This is a genomic window from Bradyrhizobium sp. AZCC 1610 (genome assembly GCF_036924515.1).
Lineage (GTDB): Bacteria > Pseudomonadota > Alphaproteobacteria > Rhizobiales > Xanthobacteraceae > Bradyrhizobium.
The window spans coordinates 385,155-402,500 of record NZ_JAZHRR010000001.1 but is presented as its reverse complement, the minus strand read 5'-3'; the positions used below and the strand labels follow the sequence as shown (position 1 = coordinate 402,500).

The window sequence follows — 17,346 nt, the reverse complement described above, 5'->3', positions numbered from 1 at the left end:
CCTTAGCTGTAGGTCCGGGTTGTTTCCCTCTCCACGACGGACGTTAGCACCCGCCGTGTGACTCCCGCATATTGCTTTCGGGTATTCGGAGTTTGGTTGGGTTTGGTAAGACGGTAAGTCCCCCTAGCCCATCCAGTGCTCTACCCCCCGAAGCATTCATGCGAGGCGATACCTAAATATCTTTCGCGGAGAACCAGCTATTTCCCAGTTTGATTGGCCTTTCACCCCTAACCACAAGTCATCGGAGTCTTTTTCAACAGACACCCGTTCGGTCCTCCAGTGAGTGTTACCTCACCTTCAACCTGCTCATGGCTAGATCACTAGGTTTCGGGTCTAATACAACGAACTTGACGCCCTATTCAGACTCGCTTTCGCTGCGCATACGCCTATCGGCTTAAGCTTGCTCGTTAAATTAAGTCGCTGGCCCATAATACAAAAGGTACGACGTCACCCAGAACGTATCTTGGGCTCCGTCTGTTTGTAGGTGTCCGGTTTCAGGTCTATTTCACTCCCCTCGTCGGGGTGCTTTTCACCTTTCCCTCACGGTACTGGTTCACTATCGGTCGCTGAGGAGTACTTAGGCTTGGAGGGTGGTCCCCCCGTGTTCAGACAGGATTACACGTGTCCCGCCTTACTCATGGATACATCATCGCATTACCCGTACGGGGCTATCACCCTCTAAGGCCCTGCTTTCCTGACAGGTTCCGGTTGTCTTTGATGTATCACTGGCCTGGTCCGCGTTCGCTCGCCACTACTAACGGAGTCTCTGTTGATGTCCTTTCCTCCAGGTACTTAGATGTTTCAGTTCCCTGGGTTCGCTTAAAACCTCCTATGAATTCAGAGATTTCATACCTTCACTTGATAACTGGAAATCCAAAACCTCACGGCTTGGTCTCAAACATTGCTGTTCAAACCCCAAGATACGAGATCTTGGAGTTCCAGCTATCGAAGGTGGGTTTCCCCATTCGGAAATCCGTGGATCAAAGCTTCTTCGCAGCTCCCCACGGCTTATCGCAGCGTAGCACGTCCTTCATCGCCTCTCAGCGCCAAGGCATCCACCGAACACCCTTAAGGCACTTGATTGCTCTCATTATCAATGTCCACACACTCGGCAGAATGTTGTCCGCACAATTGCCTTGAGATCGAAACCTCAAAACGCGCACCCTCGATGAATGCTATGTACGGCCGGACAATGATTAGAAAGACCAGCTTGCTTCGTAAGATCAACCCGATAGCGAGGCGGTCAAGCTTCGCTACAAAGATCATTTACAACTCACTCATCTTGCGATGAGCGAGCGCCGAAATGATCTGGAGATTAGGAATGAGATTCCGCAAATTGCGTTGCAGATCCCAAACTCGGATCGATCTCCTCTTTACGATGTCAGATATCACGCACGCGCATCCCGTAGGATGCGACATGCGAAGTGATGTTTCGCGGACGATTATTCGAGGCGTTCTCGATCTTCGATCTTATCTGGTGGAGCCAGACGGGATCGAACCGACGACCTCATGCTTGCAAAGCACGCGCTCTCCCAGCTGAGCTATGGCCCCGTACCAGAAGACGAATGCTACGCTCTCAGCGCCCGTCTTCGCTCTTCGAGCTACGACGTGGCAGCCTTCGCCTTCACCCGGCTTGCCTAGCCGTAGCTGGCGAAGCCAGCGAAGGCTGGTGGGCCTGGGAAGACTTGAACTTCCGACCTCACGCTTATCAAGCGCGCGCTCTAACCAACTGAGCTACAAGCCCCTAACGCTCCTTCCCATGGAAGGGTCAGGGACATGCTCGCGCGCAATCGGCTCACGCCAATGCATCGCACAAGCGCCAAACCTTCGCACAGCGCTAAGCCCCTGGCGCGTGTTCGTCCGCGAAGAAAGAGAAACGTAGACGGCGAAATCCCGCCAATGCAGCTCAACAATCCTGACGATCGTTGGCCACTGATGTTTCTAAAACGGTTCGATAGAAGCAAGCTTCTGAAGAACCATCCTTAGAAAGGAGGTGATCCAGCCGCAGGTTCCCCTACGGCTACCTTGTTACGACTTCACCCCAGTCGCTGACCCTACCGTGGCCGGCTGCCCCCTTTCGGTTAGCGCACCGTCTTCAGGTAAAACCAACTCCCATGGTGTGACGGGCGGTGTGTACAAGGCCCGGGAACGTATTCACCGTGGCGTGCTGATCCACGATTACTAGCGATTCCAACTTCATGGGCTCGAGTTGCAGAGCCCAATCCGAACTGAGACGGCTTTTTGAGATTTGCGAAGGGTCGCCCCTTAGCATCCCATTGTCACCGCCATTGTAGCACGTGTGTAGCCCAGCCCGTAAGGGCCATGAGGACTTGACGTCATCCCCACCTTCCTCGCGGCTTATCACCGGCAGTCTCCTTAGAGTGCTCAACTAAATGGTAGCAACTAAGGACGGGGGTTGCGCTCGTTGCGGGACTTAACCCAACATCTCACGACACGAGCTGACGACAGCCATGCAGCACCTGTCTCCGGTCCAGCCGAACTGAAGGACTCCATCTCTGGAGCCCGCGACCGGGATGTCAAGGGCTGGTAAGGTTCTGCGCGTTGCGTCGAATTAAACCACATGCTCCACCGCTTGTGCGGGCCCCCGTCAATTCCTTTGAGTTTTAATCTTGCGACCGTACTCCCCAGGCGGAATGCTTAAAGCGTTAGCTGCGCCACTAGTGAGTAAACCCACTAACGGCTGGCATTCATCGTTTACGGCGTGGACTACCAGGGTATCTAATCCTGTTTGCTCCCCACGCTTTCGTGCCTCAGCGTCAGTATCGGGCCAGTGAGCCGCCTTCGCCACTGGTGTTCTTGCGAATATCTACGAATTTCACCTCTACACTCGCAGTTCCACTCACCTCTCCCGAACTCAAGATCTTCAGTATCAAAGGCAGTTCTGGAGTTGAGCTCCAGGATTTCACCCCTGACTTAAAGACCCGCCTACGCACCCTTTACGCCCAGTGATTCCGAGCAACGCTAGCCCCCTTCGTATTACCGCGGCTGCTGGCACGAAGTTAGCCGGGGCTTATTCTTGCGGTACCGTCATTATCTTCCCGCACAAAAGAGCTTTACAACCCTAGGGCCTTCATCACTCACGCGGCATGGCTGGATCAGGCTTGCGCCCATTGTCCAATATTCCCCACTGCTGCCTCCCGTAGGAGTTTGGGCCGTGTCTCAGTCCCAATGTGGCTGATCATCCTCTCAGACCAGCTACTGATCGTCGCCTTGGTGAGCCATTACCTCACCAACTAGCTAATCAGACGCGGGCCGATCTTTCGGCGATAAATCTTTCCCCGTAAGGGCTTATCCGGTATTAGCACAAGTTTCCCTGTGTTGTTCCGAACCAAAAGGTACGTTCCCACGCGTTACTCACCCGTCTGCCGCTGACGTATTGCTACGCCCGCTCGACTTGCATGTGTTAAGCCTGCCGCCAGCGTTCGCTCTGAGCCAGGATCAAACTCTCAAGTTGGACTTGAAACTTTAAACCGGCTGATCACAACGTTTGACGAGGTCCCACCATATTTATCGCCTGCGATTCACATCGCGGACGACGATGGTGTAACCTATGTAAACGTGTACCGCCGAAGTCTTTCGTCCAGCCTCGAAAGATGAAAACCGAAGTTTTCAAGCATTCGAGACTACGCAAGGACTCCGCCGTCCACGTTTCTCTTTCTTCATCTTCACTTGTCAAACAGCCCGGGATCACTGGGACCCCACCCTTCCACTTCTGGAAGGTTCCCGAGCACCTCATCCGACGACAAATAACAACCGACTGTTATCGGCTGTTGAGTCACTCATCGTAATGAGGAGCTTACGGGGCGCGAAAAGTTGCCTTGGCCTCGGGGCCAATGCATCGCCGCGCTCAGTGGCCGGGTTATAGGCCCGCCCGATCGGGGTTGTCAACGCCCATCGTCAACAAATTGTCGCATCACGTCGAAGAATTTTGGGACGCCAAGAAGTCCCTATGTTTCGGGCCTTTGGCCGCACTTGAGCCACATTCCTGCGACGTTCTGACTATAAGGTATGCATTGAATCGTCGGTGCCAGTGGGGGCTGCCGGCGTTCAACTACCCGGGACAGGCGGTATCGAGGAACCCGTCGCCTTTCCCACGCGGCCAGGAAACTTCGAGAGATCTGCTCACCATTGACGTTCGAGACTGTGGCCGGTCTTCATTCCGGCCTCTGATTCCCGAATTTCCATGCGTGCGGCAACGCCATGCTCCGGGATCGCTCCCTCAAAAGGGCGGAAACGTGGGGTCTGGATCGGGCGAGGGTCTTGTCGGATGTCGATGGAATTTGGGGGGATACAGGGTTGAGCCAGAGGGCGCCACGCGGGAGCGGCTATGGACGCGAGACCGGGATCATCGATCTCGGTCACGAGCCGCCACTTTCCGTCGATGGCTCCGAGGCCGCGGTGATCGATCGCCGCCGTGTCTCCGTACAATGGTTTAGCGGCACTATCCTGACCGGTCTGTGCGGCGCGGCCCTCATCGGCGGCGCCGTTTTTGCGTCGCTCGACGGCGAAATGACCTTTGCCAAGGTGCCGGAGCGCGTCGAAGGCGCGTTGCGCGGGGCGTTCGGCGCCAACGATCGCACCGCCACCCTGCACAAGAGCGACCGCCTGCCGCCGCCCGGCGAATCCACCGCCTCACGCAATGTGATGCGGGTATCGACCGTCACCCGCGTCGGCAACCGCGATGTGATGCGGGTACGGCCGTTCGTCCGCATCTCCGGCAATCTGTCGATGACGACGAGCGATCTCAGCTCCAGGATCCCGCCGTTCAACGCCCAGCGCATGCTGATCGATGTCGGCACCCCGACGCAGGCCGCTTCCGAGGATCCGAACAATCCCGAGGCCGTCGAACCCGACGCCGAGGTTTCCTTCGTTACCAAGGATCTCGCCACGGTGCTGCCAAAGGCGAAACTCGCCGCCGTGGTCGCGCTCGATGAGGTCTTGATGCGGGTACGCGATGCCGCGAGCTGGCGCGGCTCAGGCGGCGTCCGCTACACGTCGCTTGCCAATGCCGCAGCCGATGCCAGCGGCGTGCAGTCCGATCTCAAGCTCGCCTACGCCACCGAAGGCAACGTCTCCGATCCCTATGCCGGCTTTGAAACCCGCGTGGTGCCGGAAAACGTCACCTTGCTGCCGAAGACCAAGGACCAGATCACCGGCGGCAACCCGTCAGGCGAACGCGTTCACGTCGTGAAGAAGGGCGACACGGTCGCTTCGATCCTGCGCGACCTGGGCGCGACACCCGACGAAGCCAGGGCGGTTGCGCTGACCCTTGGCCCGCGCGGCCGCGACGGCGGGCTGAAGGAAGGCCAGAAGGTCCGCATCCTGATGGCGCCCTCCGGCCTTGGACCCGGCGCCCGGCTGCAGCCCTATCGCGTGGTCGTCGCCAACGAGACCACCGTCGAAGCCGTCGCCGCACTGTCGGACGTCGGCAAATACGTCGCCGTCGATGTGCAGAGCATGAATACCGTCGCCGAAGCCCCCGCCGGCAAGGACGACGACGATGACGATGAGGATGATGGCAGCGGCGTCCGGCTCTACCAGAGCATCTACGAGACCGCCCTGCGCAACAAGGTGCCGGCCGCCGTGATCGAAGACATGGTCCGCATCTACTCTTACGACGTCGACTTCCAGCGCAAGGTGCAGCCAGGCGATTCCTTCGACGTATTCTTCGCCGGCGATGACGAAGGCACACCCAGCACCGAAAAGACAGAGGTGCTGTTCGCCTCGCTCACCGTCGGCGGCGAGACGAAGAAGTATTATCGTTTCCAGACCCCCGACGATTCCGTCGTCGACTTTTACGACGAGACCGGCAAGAGCGCGAAGAAGTTCCTGGTGCGCAAACCTGTCAGCAACGCGATCATGCGTTCGGGCTTCGGCGGCCGCCGCCATCCGATCCTGGGCTATACCAAGATGCACACCGGCGTGGACTGGGCCACCCCCTACGGCACGCCGATTTTCGCCTCCGGCAACGGCGTGGTCGAGAAGGTCGGCTGGGAAGGCGGCTACGGCAAATATGTCCGCCTGAAACACAACAACGGCTACGAGACCGCCTATGGCCACATGTCGGCCTTCGCCAAGGGCATGGAGCCCGGCAAGCGCGTGCGCCAGGGCCAGGTGATCGGCTTCGTCGGGTCGACGGGCATGTCGACCGGCGCCCATGTCCACTACGAAATCCTGGTCAACGGCCGCTTCGTGGACCCGATGCGTGTCAAGCTGCCGCGCGGTCGCTCGCTCGAAGGCGTGATGATGGCGAACTTCGAAAAAGAGCGCGACCGGCTCGATGTCCAGATGAACAACCGCGGCAGTGCGGCCCGCGTCTCCGAAGCCGCCGGCGCCACGCCGCAGACGCGGCAAGTGAGCCGCTGAACAAGTAAGCCGCTGAAGCAGCCGCTGAGCCTTCGATAAGATCTTTGGGATCGGACACGGCTTCTCACGCCGCGTGTCGGATTTATGGCAGCGGTCGCGCAGGCGCCCGGCAGCTTTGTTTGCCAAACCGCTCGCCGCGACAAATACTGCCTCCCATAAAATCCGTGGGAGGAAGCGTCATGACCAGCAGACTCGCACTCGCAACAACTGTTGCGGCGATCGTTCTTGGGAACACGGCCGGCGCATCGGCGCAGACCTACGAGGTTACCAAGCTGGTTCCGGGCTCGGCGTTTCATGGCGTACACGGGCTCGGAATCGACAAGTCCGGCCGCCTGTTCGCCGGCAGCGTCGCGGGCGCCGCGGTCTACGAGGTCGATCGCAATAACGGCGCGTCGAAGATTGCGGTCCCCTCCCCGGAAGGCATGTCCGACGACATCGCGTTTGCCCCCGACGGCACCATGGCGTGGACCGCCTTCCTCACCGGCGATCTCTATTCGCGCAAGGGCGACGGCCCGGTGAAGAAACTCGCCTCCGGCCTGCCCGGCATCAACTCGCTCGCGTTCCGCAAGGACGGGCGGCTATACGCGACGCAGGTTTTCCTCGGCGACGCGCTCTATGAGATCGACGTCGAGGGCGTCAAGCCGCCGCGCAAGATCATGGAGAAGATGGGCGGCCTCAACGGCTTCGAATTCGGGCCGGACGACAAGCTCTACGGCCCGCTGTGGTTCAAGGGCCAGGTCGCCAAGGTCGACGTCGACAAGGCCGAGCTCTCCGTGGTCGCCGACGGCTTCAAGATTCCGGCGGCGGTCAATTTCGATTCCAAGGGCAATCTCTGGGTGGTCGATACCGCCCTCGGCCAGTTGGTGCGGGTCGATCCGAAGACCGGGGCCAAGAAAATGGTCGCGCAGCTCAAGCCCTCGCTCGACAATCTCGCGATCGACGACAAGGACCGCATCTTCGTCTCCAACATGGCCGACAACGGCATTCAGGAGGTCGATCCGGCAACCGGCAATGCCAAACAGGTGATATCGGGCAAGCTGGCGCTGCCCGGCGGCATCGGCGTCGTCTCCGACGGCGGCAAGGACACGATCTACATCGCCGACGTGTTCGCCTACCGCACCGTGGATGGCGCGACCGGCGAGGTCTCCGAACCCGCCCGCATGCATGCCGACGGCGTGACGCTGGAATATCCGATGAGCGCCACCGCCAAGGGCGACGATGTGCTGCTGTCGAGCTGGTTCACCGGCACGGTGCAGCTGATCGACCGCAAGACCGGCAAGACCAAGGAGATGCTGCACGGTTTCAAGGCGCCGCACGACGCGGTCAAGCTTGGCGACGGCAGCATTCTCGTCAACGAGCTCGGCAGCAAATCGCTGGTCCGCGCCAGCGGCGAGCACGGCAAGGACCGCACCATCGTGATCGGTGGCCTCGAAGGGCCGGTCGGGCTCGCCGCCGGATCGGGCGGCACGGTCTATCTGACCGAAGCCTTTGCCGGCCAGGTGTCGAAGGTGGAAGCCAACGGCGAGAGGTCCGTGGTTGCCAGGGATCTGAAGGGACCCGAGGGCATCGCGCTGGCGCCTGACGGCAAGCTGATCGTGGCCGAGGTCGGCGCCAAGCGGATTATCCAGATCGACCCGGCGAATGGCACCATCACCGAGATCGCCGCCAACCTGCCGATCGGATTGCCGGCCGCGCCCGGCGGACTGCCGAGCAACATCCCGACCGGCGTCGGCGTTGGGGCTACGGGGGTGATCTATTTCTCGTCGGATCTGGAGAACGCGCTTTACAAGGTGGTGAGGAAATAGGCGCGCTAGCGAGCGCCGTTGGCGCAGATTAGAAAGACGATTCCCAGCGCCGTCAGACCGAATGCCACGGCCGCAAGCGGCAGCAGCATGTCGATGGCGGCCTGCGTGCCATGAAGCCGGCCGCCCCAGACCACGAAGTCGCCCCTTCTCCAATCGCGCAGTGAAATGCTGTTCGGATCCCGCTCATGGGGCATCCGGTGCCTACTCCAGACCAGGGACAGCGACCAAGGCAGCATCACGGCGACCAGCAGCAGGACACTCACCATCGCGAGCGGAAGCCCGATGTCGCTTTGGCGGTCGAACAAGATCCAGGCCGCGGCGGCGAACCAAACGACAAGGCCGACCGCAGCGCGGTAAATGCCCGGGTGAAACTGATCGAACACGGGGGTGTTGCGGGTAACGAGTTCCCTGGTCATAAAAAGCGCCTCCTGCATCGGGACCGGCTGGGCAACCCGGTTCGCGCCGCGACGACCCTGTTCGCGCCGCAACACTGCGACCCGCATTCGCCCGAAGATTTCTACCGGAGCCCCTGCTCAGGCACCAACCGACCGTGGCCACGCCGGTTTCATCAAATTTTCCCCCGGCAGTGGAACCGGCACGCGGTCATCCGGTTGATTTGCATAGGAAAACCTCCAATGGAGGCTGTCATGGAGAACTGGACGAACGCAAAATTCTGTGACGTCGCGAATCTGGTACTTGGTGCGATTCTTCTGTTATCGCCCTGGATATTTGGGTTCGACAGCGGAACGGTCTCTGCGAATGCTAATATTACCGGTCTCGTTATCGCGGTCCTTGCGGTCGCGGCACTGGCGGCATTCGCGGTCTGGGAAGAGTGGTTGAACCTTGTCGTCGGACTTTGGGCGCTGGTTTCGCCTTGGGTCCTGGGCTTCCAGGGAACCACCGCGATGACCGTGCATGTGGTGATCGGCGCGGCCGTGGCGATCCTGGCGGCGATCGAACTCTGGATGATGTCCCAGAACCCGCCTCGGCTGACGACAGGCCGCTGAGGCCAAACTTTTTGGATAAGCCGGCCCGGCGTTGGACAAATCTGCCCGGCGCCGGGTTGGTGAATGAACTCGAACGGTGCGGCGAGGACGCTCGGCTCCGCCATTTTTATTGGCGGCCGAGGGAACCTGAACGGGGAGCGACCATTTGATCAGCATCGGCAGAACCTCGATGGAGGATGGCCATGGCGAACCTGTCGGGATCCGAGCGCATTACGCGGGATGACATCACCAAGGCGATCAGCGAGGCCGACGACGTCACCATAGCCAACATCATCGCGACCGGTGCAACGACGGACGAACTCGCCGAAGCCCTTGCGTGGATGGCCAATGACGAGCCGATGCTGAATTCTGGCCGGCCGCTGGCGACAGGGCGGGTTCGCGAGCTTGTAGATATCCTGTCAGAGCTTGAGCCCGAAGATGAAGATGATGGAAGGGGAGCGCCCGTTTCCACGGATCAGGGCTGAGATGCCCCGGCACGCATGGCGCGCGCCGGAGCACATCCATTTAGGTCAGTTCAGCTTGCGCTTCGGCACCGGCGCCTCGAACGGGGCGATCTCCGCGGTCTGCGCCGCCTTGCCGTTGAAGGTCAGCACGTTGCCTTCGCTCGAGATCACGACGCGGTCGCCGTCGGCGATTTCGCCGGCGAGGATCATCTCGGCCATCGGGTCCTGAAGATTGCGCTGGATCACCCGCTTCAGGGGACGTGCGCCGTAGGCGGGATCCCAGCCCTTGGCGGCGAGCCAGTCGCGGGCCGCCGCATCGAGCGTCAGCGTGACCTTGCGGTCCTCCAGCAGCTTCTGCAGCCGCGCGAACTGGATCTCGACGATCCGGCCCATCTCGCTCTTCTGCAGGCGGTGGAACAGGATGATCTCGTCGACGCGGTTGAGGAATTCGGGCCGGAAATGCGCCCGCACCATCCCCATCACCTGCTCGCGCACCGCTGAGGTATCCTCGCCCTCCGGCTGGTTGACCAGGAATTCCGAACCGAGGTTCGAGGTCATGATGATCAGCGTGTTGCGGAAGTCGACGGTGCGGCCCTGACCATCGGTCAGGCGGCCGTCGTCGAGCACCTGCAGCAGCACGTTGAAGACATCCGGATGCGCCTTCTCGATCTCGTCGAACAGCACGACCTGGTAGGGCCTGCGCCGCACCGCTTCGGTGAGAGCCCCGCCCTCGTCATAGCCGACATAGCCGGGAGGCGCGCCGATCAGCCGCGAGACCGAGTGCTTCTCCATGTATTCCGACATGTCGAGGCGGACCATCGCAGTCTCGTCGTTGAACAGATATTCCGCGAGCGCTTTGGTCAGCTCGGTCTTGCCGACGCCGGTGGGACCCAGGAACATGAACGAGCCCATCGGCCGGTTCGGGTCCTGCAGGCCGGCGCGCGAACGGCGCACCGCGGTTGCCACCGCACGCACGGCTTCGGCCTGTCCGACCACGCGTTTGCCGAGCGAGCCCTCCATCTTCAGGAGCTTGTCCCTTTCGCCTTCCAGCATCTTGTCGACGGGAACGCCGGTCCAGCGCGACACCACCTGCGCGATGTGGTTGGCGGTCACCGCCTCCTCCATCATCTCGCCGACGTCCTCCTTGGCCTCGATCTCGGCGAGCTTCTTTTCGAGCTCGGGAATCCGGCCATAGGCAAGTTCGCCCGCGCGTTGGAATTCGCCGCGGCGCTGCACGTTGGCGAGTTCGATGCGCAAGGCGTCGAGTTCGCTCTTCAGCTTTTGCGCATTGGAGAGCTTGTTCTTCTCCGCGCTCCAGCGCGAGGTCAGGTCGGCCGACTGCTTTTCAAGCGCGGCGAGCTCTTTCCTCCAACGTCTGCAGGCGGGTTTTCGAGCCGGTATCGGTTTCCTTTTTCAGCGCTTCCTGCTCGATCTTCAGCCGGATGATTTCCCGGTCCATCAAATCGAGCTCTTCGGGCTTGGAATCGACCTGCATCTTCAGCCGCGCCGCCGCCTCATCCATCAGGTCGATCGCCTTGTCGGGCAGGAAACGGTCGGTGATGTAGCGGTTCGACAGCGTGGTCGCGGCGACCAGCGCGGAATCGGCGATGCGAACGCCGTGGTGCTGCTCATACTTGTCCTTCAGCCCGCGCAGGATCGAGATGGTATCCTCGACGGTCGGCTCGGAGACGAACACCGGCTGGAACCGGCGCGCCAGCGCCGCGTCCTTCTCGACATGCTTGCGGTATTCGTCGAGCGTGGTGGCGCCGATGCAATGCAGTTCGCCGCGCGCCAATGCGGGCTTCAACAGGTTGGACGCATCCATCGCTCCGTCAGCCTTGCCGGCGCCGACCAGGGTGTGCATTTCGTCGATGAACAGGACGATCGAGCCTTCGGCCGAGGTGACTTCCTGCAGCACGGCCTTCAGCCGCTCCTCGAATTCGCCGCGGTATTTTGCGCCCGCGATCAGCCCGCCCATGTCGAGCGAGAGCAGCTTCTTGTCCTTCAGGCTTTCGGGCACGTCGCCGTTGAGGATGCGCAGCGCCAGGCCCTCGACGATGGCGGTCTTGCCGACGCCGGGCTCGCCGATCAGCACGGGGTTGTTCTTGGTGCGGCGGGACAGCACCTGGATGGTGCGGCGGATTTCCTCGTCGCGGCCAATCACTGGATCGAGCTTGCCGTCGCGCGCGGCCTGCGTGAGATCGCGGGCATATTTCTTCAGCGCATCATAGGCGTTTTCGGCCGTGGCGCTTTCTGCGCTGCGGCCCTTGCGCAGCGTTTCGATCGCCGCGTTGAGGTTTTGGGGCGTGACGCCGCCCTTGCCGAGAATGCTGCCGGCCTCGCTGTTCTTCTCGAGCGTCAGGCCAAGCAGTAATCGCTCGACTGTGACAAAGCTGTCGCCGGCCTTTTCGGCGGCCTTCTCCGCCGCATCGAAGGCGCGCGCCATGTCGGGGGCTAGATAGATCTGCCCGGCGCCGCTGCCCGAGACTTTCGGCAGCTTCTTCAGCGCATCCTCGGTGGCCTTGAGGATGGCGCGGGAGTTACCGCCGGCGCGGTCGATCAGGCCGCCAGCCAGCCCCTCGCTGTCATCAAGCAGTACTTTGAGCATATGCAGCGACGAGAACTGCTGGTGTCCGTCGCGCATGGCGAGCGATTGCGCAGACTGGATGAAGCCGCGCGCCCGCTCGGTGTATTTTTCAATATTCATCGGTTTATTTCCCTCGGCATGCCACCCTCACCCCTGAGGCATGATTGCGGCATCTTCATTGGGTATCCGCGAACCGCATTGACTTTCCTCAACCGGCCGCAGTCGTCGCCCGCTTTTCAGGCTTGCCTCGAATGTGGGCATCGCGGCGAAAAACGGAAGAGGCACGGCTACAAATTTGGAGCGGTGGCGTGGGCTGCAGGAATCCCTTAAAGAAGCGGCATGTCTGCCACCGCGCTTCCCGCCCGGATCGCCGGGATCTACCGCTACCCCGTCAAGGGCCTGACCCCGGAGCAGCTCAGCCGCGCCGAACTCAAGCCCGGCCAGACGCTTTTGGCCGACCGCCGCTACGCGATCGAAAACGGCCCTTCCGGTTTCGACCCTGCAGAGCCGAAATGGCTGTCGAAACCGCACTTCCTGATGCTGATGCGGGACGAATGGCTGGCCGGCCTGCGCACCCATTTCGACGATTCGAGCAACGTTCTCTCGATTAACCACAACGGCCAGATCGTGGCCCAAGGCAATCTCGCAACGCCCGAGGGCCGGCGGACAATCGAGAACTTCTTCGCCACCGCCTTTGCCGGTCAGATCAAGGGCCCGCCCAAAGTGCTCGAAAGTCCGGGCCACAGTTTTTCGGATGTCGCCCGCAAGGTCGTCTCCATCATCAATCTCGCCAGCGTCCGCGCCATCGAGGACATGGTGGGTGCGCCGGTCCATCCGCTTCGCTTCCGCGCCAACCTCTATGTCGAGGGCTGGTTGGCCTGGCACGAATTCGACCTCCTCGACCGCACGCTGGCGATCGGCGACGTGAGACTCAAGGTGGTGAAACGCATCGTCCGCTGCGCCGCCGTCAATGTCGATCCGGATACGGCCCAGCGTGACCTCGCCATCCCGCAAGCGCTGCAGCGCCGGCTCGGTCACGGCGATTGCGGGATCTATGCCGAGGTGATCGAGGGCGGCACAATTAGTGCCGACGATACGATCGCGGCGGAGCAGCCGGAGTTGCTGTAGTTCGACAGCGCGTAGGATGGGTGGAGCGAAGCGATACCCATCAATACCGGTCGCGAGCCGATGGGTATCGCTGCGCTCCACCCATCCTACGATTCCTTCTTTAGGCCGCGAGATGGATTGCTTCGCGGAGCCTGTCATCGGGCGGCGCTTCGCGCCGACCCGTTGGCTCGCTATGACGGCGTCTATCATTTGGACATAAACTCGCGTTCTCGCGACGCAAAGCGCCCGAGCTTTTCCATGAACCTTGTCCCTCCTGAGAGGGAGCAGGGAATGCCGGGTGCTTGCTGCACCCGCGGTCTCGTGTGCAATGTGCACAAGGAAGTGCGCACACGAGCATACAGGTACAGCCGGAGCACTCCGGCATTCCCTGCGCAATGGTTTGACGGCTTATGCCGCGCTCTCCCTGGAGACGAATTCGTCTTGCCTCCATCGCTGCCGGCTTGATGGCTGATCGATCCGGTCGGATCGATGTCGCCACCGGCAGCTTGGCACCAGCCACGGGTGTCAGGACCACACGGTTTTGCCGTACGCGTCAGCGCCGTACGTCCTGCGCGCCGGATTTTCGCTCACAAGATAACTTGCCCTGCGACTCCGTCTGCGCGCCTGACGCTGCTGCGTCCACCGCATCCCATCCCGCGTTCGTGACGATCGCGATACGCCCCTCTTGCCGGGACGAGACGGGCGAATTGATAGAACTGATTTGCCCGACACGTTAAGCGGAATATTTTTGCAACCGAGACTGGACGACCCAAATCACGTTGAAATGGCTGACCAAATCGCCGTTTTGGCGCAGCGGGTTTTGGACGGTTCGTCCGCAGAAATTGTAGCCCGCATGAGCGAAGCGATATGCGGGTCCTGAACAGCGGTATCAGCTAAGTGCCAACGGCAACAGCATTCGATCAGTTCGTCATCCGGTTCTAGGAGAAGCGCTTTGGCACGTACCGCGTAATAGCTTTGGATGTCTGGCACGCGCGATGGCTGCAGTAATCTGCATTGTTACGCCTATGAGGCATTACGTCCGAAGCGAGGCGCCGCGATGGTCCAATCAAAGGAAAGCGTTGGTGAGCAGGCCAGATATGGAGCGCACGCCGAGCTGCTTCTTGCGTTTTGGGCCTCGATAGGTTTTAAGCCCGGGGACTTTCATGAACAAAGGCATGAACGAGTAGCGTGCTGCGTGGCTTTGCCGCGTCTTAAACAGAGTGACGCACCTAGCGTGGCTCATGCGCATTGAATGAAGCTCTACAAAGGAACCCATCATGGCCAAGATGACCAAGAATCAGTTAATTGATGCAATTGCAGAGGGAACGCAGATTTCCAAGGGAGACGTAAAGGCCGTCATCGAGCAGATGGCGATCGTAGGTTACAAGGAGCTGAATGAATCCGGCGAGTTCGTCATTCCCGGTTTTGTCAAAATGTCGGTCGTGAACAAGCCCGCTACGGAAGCTCGCAGCGGTGTAAATCCTTTTACGAAAGAGCCTATGGAGTTTGCGGCCAAGCCAGCCAGCAAGTCGGTCAGGGCGTCACCCCTGAAGGTTGCTAAAGACGCTGTCTGAAGCGGCGGCTTGGCTGACGTGTGTTCGTTCGTCTGTGGGTAATTCCATTACACCCTACAGTCTCGCAAAGGCCATGCGGTGTAATGCCCGCGTGGCCTTTTGTTTTTATTTATTGGATAGTCTGGCCGGAAAAATACGGACTCTGTTCATTCTCCGCGAACCGATATTGATTTCAGGCCACCTTCGTCGGCAATTCGCCCTTCGCTCTAATTCGTCACGGTTCCCTGCAACAGCTTGATGCCATGCGCGAGCGCGCCCTGCATCAATAGCGTGTCAACGCCGTAGGCAATCATGCGAAAGCCCTTGGCACGAAAATCGCGCGCCCATTGCTCGTTGCCGGCGAGAAAGCCCGGCGTCTTGCCGTGCTTCTTGCACGCCCTGACCAGGCTATCGACGGCGGCATGGAATTTTGGGTTGTCGAACTCCCCGGGGATGCCGATGAAGTTCGTCAGATCGTAGTGACCAAGCCAGACCACGTCGACGCCGTCGACTGCCGCGATCGCCTCGACATTCTCGATGCCTGTTGCGGTCTCAACGAGCGCGATCACCATCGTGCGGGCGTTCGCCTGGGCGATCTTGTCGGTCTCGGGCCCGCCCGAATAGTCATCGTGCGCCGCTACATTGAAAGCGGCGCCACGTCGTCCTGCCGGCGGATATCTGGTGCAGTCAACGATCGCCCTTGCCTGCTCGGGTGTTTCGACCATCGGCACCATGATGCCCATCGCACCAATATCGAGTGCACGCGCAATGTGATGGTAGTCGCCCGAGGGAACGCGGACGAGAGGCACCAGATCAAGTCCACGGCAGAATGCGAATTGTGCCTTCATGGTCTCGAAGCCGACGCCTGAATGCTCCATATCATAGAGGATGAACTCAGCGCCTGCCTCGCGGCAGATCGTCGGGTAGCCGGGCGTGAAGAATTCGAACGTCATCGTTCCGAACGCACAGCCGCCCGACGCAAGGCGAGGTTTCAATGGGTTTGGGCGCAACGCATTTCCCCAGAAGTGCTCCATGGTCACCCGAGCATGGCGAAGACCGTGACGATCATCAGCATTTGATGCAACCTACGTGGGCCCCTGGCTTTGATCAATCCCGCCCTGCAGGATCAAGAGGATCCGCGGGGTCGATGCCTGGATTGCAGGGCCCAACCATGTCAGGGAGCTTACCAACATACCGGGTTTCACACGTCCCCGACATGGCTGCGAAGGTCGAACCGCTCCCGCGCGAACGATTCAGATTCCAAGCGCGAGAAAGCCGGTGCAAACCACAATCAGGCTCACAATGATAAGAGCAAGGAAACTGGAAGAAGTAATGTCTTCGCGCATGACGGCACCTATGCCTCAATCAGGCAAAGATCATTGAACCATCAATTTGTTTCAGGATGTCTTCGTCGCACTCAGAAAACGACTTCGTCGGGCGGCTCTACTGTTACGTGCAGCACGCCCCACGAAGCATCTTCACGTCCGCGAGAGCCCCGCGAGCATCGGGTAGGCCTCATCATACCGCTCAACGCGACGGATTTCCGAGATGTGGCGTGCTTCACACGCGGCTATCGCGCGCACGACTACAGTTGCGTGCTCCCAGTTGACAATTGGCTTGGCCCCAGCGGAAATTTGCGCACGGAGCATTCGTCATGGAAGAGACCATACGGCTCTACCGAACGCTGCTGGGCAATCGCGCGTATCTGCGCTCGCTGGCCGAGGGCGCAGCTTTCCTCGCCGCCAGCACCATCGCGATATTCGCCGCGGTCACCTATGCTACGGTCCATGCCAGCAACTACGTCACCGATTTTGTGCTGAGCCGCGTTGGCCCTTTCAACGTGCGCTTTCTCTTCATCTACGGGACATTCACAGCGTTCGTCATTACGGCGAGCCTGCTGGCCTGGCGGCCAAACCGGGTGCCATTCGCGCTCAAGGCGATGGCGCTGTTTCTGCTGGTCCGCGCCGTGTTCGTGGCGCTCACCCACATGGCGCCATCGCCGATCGATCCGCAGAAGCCGGCGCCGTTCTTCAACTCGATTTTTTACGGCAGCGATCTGTTCTTCTCCGGCCACACCGGCCTGCCGTTTCTCGCCGCGCTTGCCTTCTGGCACATCCCGCAATGGCGAATGTTCTATCTCGCGCTGACCGGCTTCTTCGGCTCAGTCGTGCTGCTCGGCCACTATCACTATTCGATCGATGTGTTGGCCGCCCTGTTCATCACCCATGGCGTCTTCCAAATTTCGTGCTGGCTATTTGCGCGCGACTACACGCTGTTTCGCTCTTCCGAAAACCAGACCGCCCCACGGCCCAAGCGTGCAAGCCGAAAGGCGTTGGCGCCGGCCGGTAGCGGACATGAGCGCGCTCCCAAACCGTTTGTGCTGCACGTCGTCGGAGACGAAGCGATGCCGAGCGGCCAATCCAAAGCCGACTTGAGTCATCCGAACGGATAGGCGCT

Annotated in this window: 9 protein-coding genes, 2 tRNA genes, 2 rRNA genes and 1 pseudogene (1 of these 14 cut by a window edge); 7 read left to right on the top strand and 7 right to left on the bottom strand. The window is 60.3% G+C overall.

The window, feature by feature from the left end:
- The 4 genes from V1279_RS01980 to V1279_RS01965 all read right to left on the bottom strand — a co-directional run.
- Window positions 1–1,083, bottom strand: a 23S ribosomal RNA gene (locus tag V1279_RS01980); it reaches 1,762 nt to the left of the window's first position.
- A gap of 392 nt (window positions 1,084–1,475) precedes the next feature.
- Window positions 1,476–1,551: transfer RNA gene (locus V1279_RS01975), tRNA-Ala, on the bottom strand.
- A 116-nt stretch (window positions 1,552–1,667) separates the two neighbouring features.
- Window positions 1,668–1,744 (bottom strand) — tRNA-Ile (locus tag V1279_RS01970).
- Between the two features lie 242 nt (window positions 1,745–1,986).
- Window positions 1,987–3,475: ribosomal RNA gene (locus tag V1279_RS01965) — 16S ribosomal RNA — on the bottom strand.
- Together the 16S and 23S rRNA genes with 2 tRNA genes alongside form the textbook arrangement of a ribosomal RNA operon.
- A gap of 842 nt (window positions 3,476–4,317) precedes the next feature.
- On the opposite strand from V1279_RS01965, the gene V1279_RS01960 reads away from it, so the two are divergent.
- Together V1279_RS01960 and V1279_RS01955 are read left to right on the top strand one after the other, a co-directional pair.
- Window positions 4,318–6,387 carry a M23 family metallopeptidase gene (locus V1279_RS01960; RefSeq protein WP_334431927.1) on the top strand — a complete coding sequence of 690 codons (2,070 nt, stop codon included), beginning with the start codon at window positions 4,318–4,320 and terminating at the stop codon, window positions 6,385–6,387.
- A gap of 179 nt (window positions 6,388–6,566) precedes the next feature.
- A complete protein-coding gene (locus tag V1279_RS01955; RefSeq protein WP_334431925.1) occupies window positions 6,567–8,192 on the top strand; it encodes a hypothetical protein in 1,626 nt (541 codons plus the stop codon).
- A 5-nt stretch (window positions 8,193–8,197) separates the two neighbouring features.
- Here V1279_RS01955 and V1279_RS01950 read toward each other — a convergent pair whose 3' ends face one another.
- Window positions 8,198–8,695: a hypothetical protein gene (locus V1279_RS01950; RefSeq protein ID WP_334431923.1), complete on the bottom strand. Its 498-nt coding sequence runs from the start codon at window positions 8,693–8,695 to the stop codon at window positions 8,198–8,200.
- A 144-nt stretch (window positions 8,696–8,839) separates the two neighbouring features.
- On the opposite strand from V1279_RS01950, the gene V1279_RS01945 reads away from it, so the two are divergent.
- On the top strand, window positions 8,840–9,199 hold the full coding sequence (locus tag V1279_RS01945) for an SPW repeat protein (protein WP_334431920.1): 360 nt from the start codon (window positions 8,840–8,842) through the stop codon (window positions 9,197–9,199).
- A gap of 182 nt (window positions 9,200–9,381) precedes the next feature.
- On the top strand, window positions 9,382–9,663 hold the full coding sequence (locus V1279_RS01940; RefSeq protein WP_334431918.1) for a hypothetical protein: 282 nt from the start codon (window positions 9,382–9,384) through the stop codon (window positions 9,661–9,663).
- 45 nt (window positions 9,664–9,708) lie between these two features.
- On the opposite strand, the pseudogene clpB reads toward V1279_RS01940, so the two are convergent.
- Window positions 9,709–12,349: pseudogene (gene clpB / locus V1279_RS01935) on the bottom strand (ATP-dependent chaperone ClpB).
- Window positions 12,350–12,568: 219 nt separating this feature from the next.
- Here clpB and V1279_RS01930 point away from each other — a divergent pair.
- On the top strand, window positions 12,569–13,357 hold the full coding sequence (locus V1279_RS01930) for an MOSC domain-containing protein (protein WP_334431915.1): 789 nt from the start codon (window positions 12,569–12,571) through the stop codon (window positions 13,355–13,357).
- A gap of 1,256 nt (window positions 13,358–14,613) precedes the next feature.
- Window positions 14,614–14,910 carry an HU family DNA-binding protein gene (locus tag V1279_RS01925; RefSeq protein ID WP_334431913.1) on the top strand — a complete coding sequence of 99 codons (297 nt, stop codon included), beginning with the start codon at window positions 14,614–14,616 and terminating at the stop codon, window positions 14,908–14,910.
- A gap of 206 nt (window positions 14,911–15,116) precedes the next feature.
- Here V1279_RS01925 and V1279_RS01920 read toward each other — a convergent pair whose 3' ends face one another.
- Window positions 15,117–15,842, bottom strand: a complete 726-nt coding sequence (locus tag V1279_RS01920; protein ID WP_334431911.1) for an HpcH/HpaI aldolase family protein — start codon at window positions 15,840–15,842, stop codon at window positions 15,117–15,119.
- Between the two features lie 701 nt (window positions 15,843–16,543).
- On the opposite strand from V1279_RS01920, the gene V1279_RS01915 reads away from it, so the two are divergent.
- Window positions 16,544–17,341 carry a phosphatase PAP2-related protein gene (locus V1279_RS01915; protein ID WP_334431910.1) on the top strand — a complete coding sequence of 266 codons (798 nt, stop codon included), beginning with the start codon at window positions 16,544–16,546 and terminating at the stop codon, window positions 17,339–17,341.
- Window positions 17,342–17,346 lie beyond the last annotated feature (5 nt).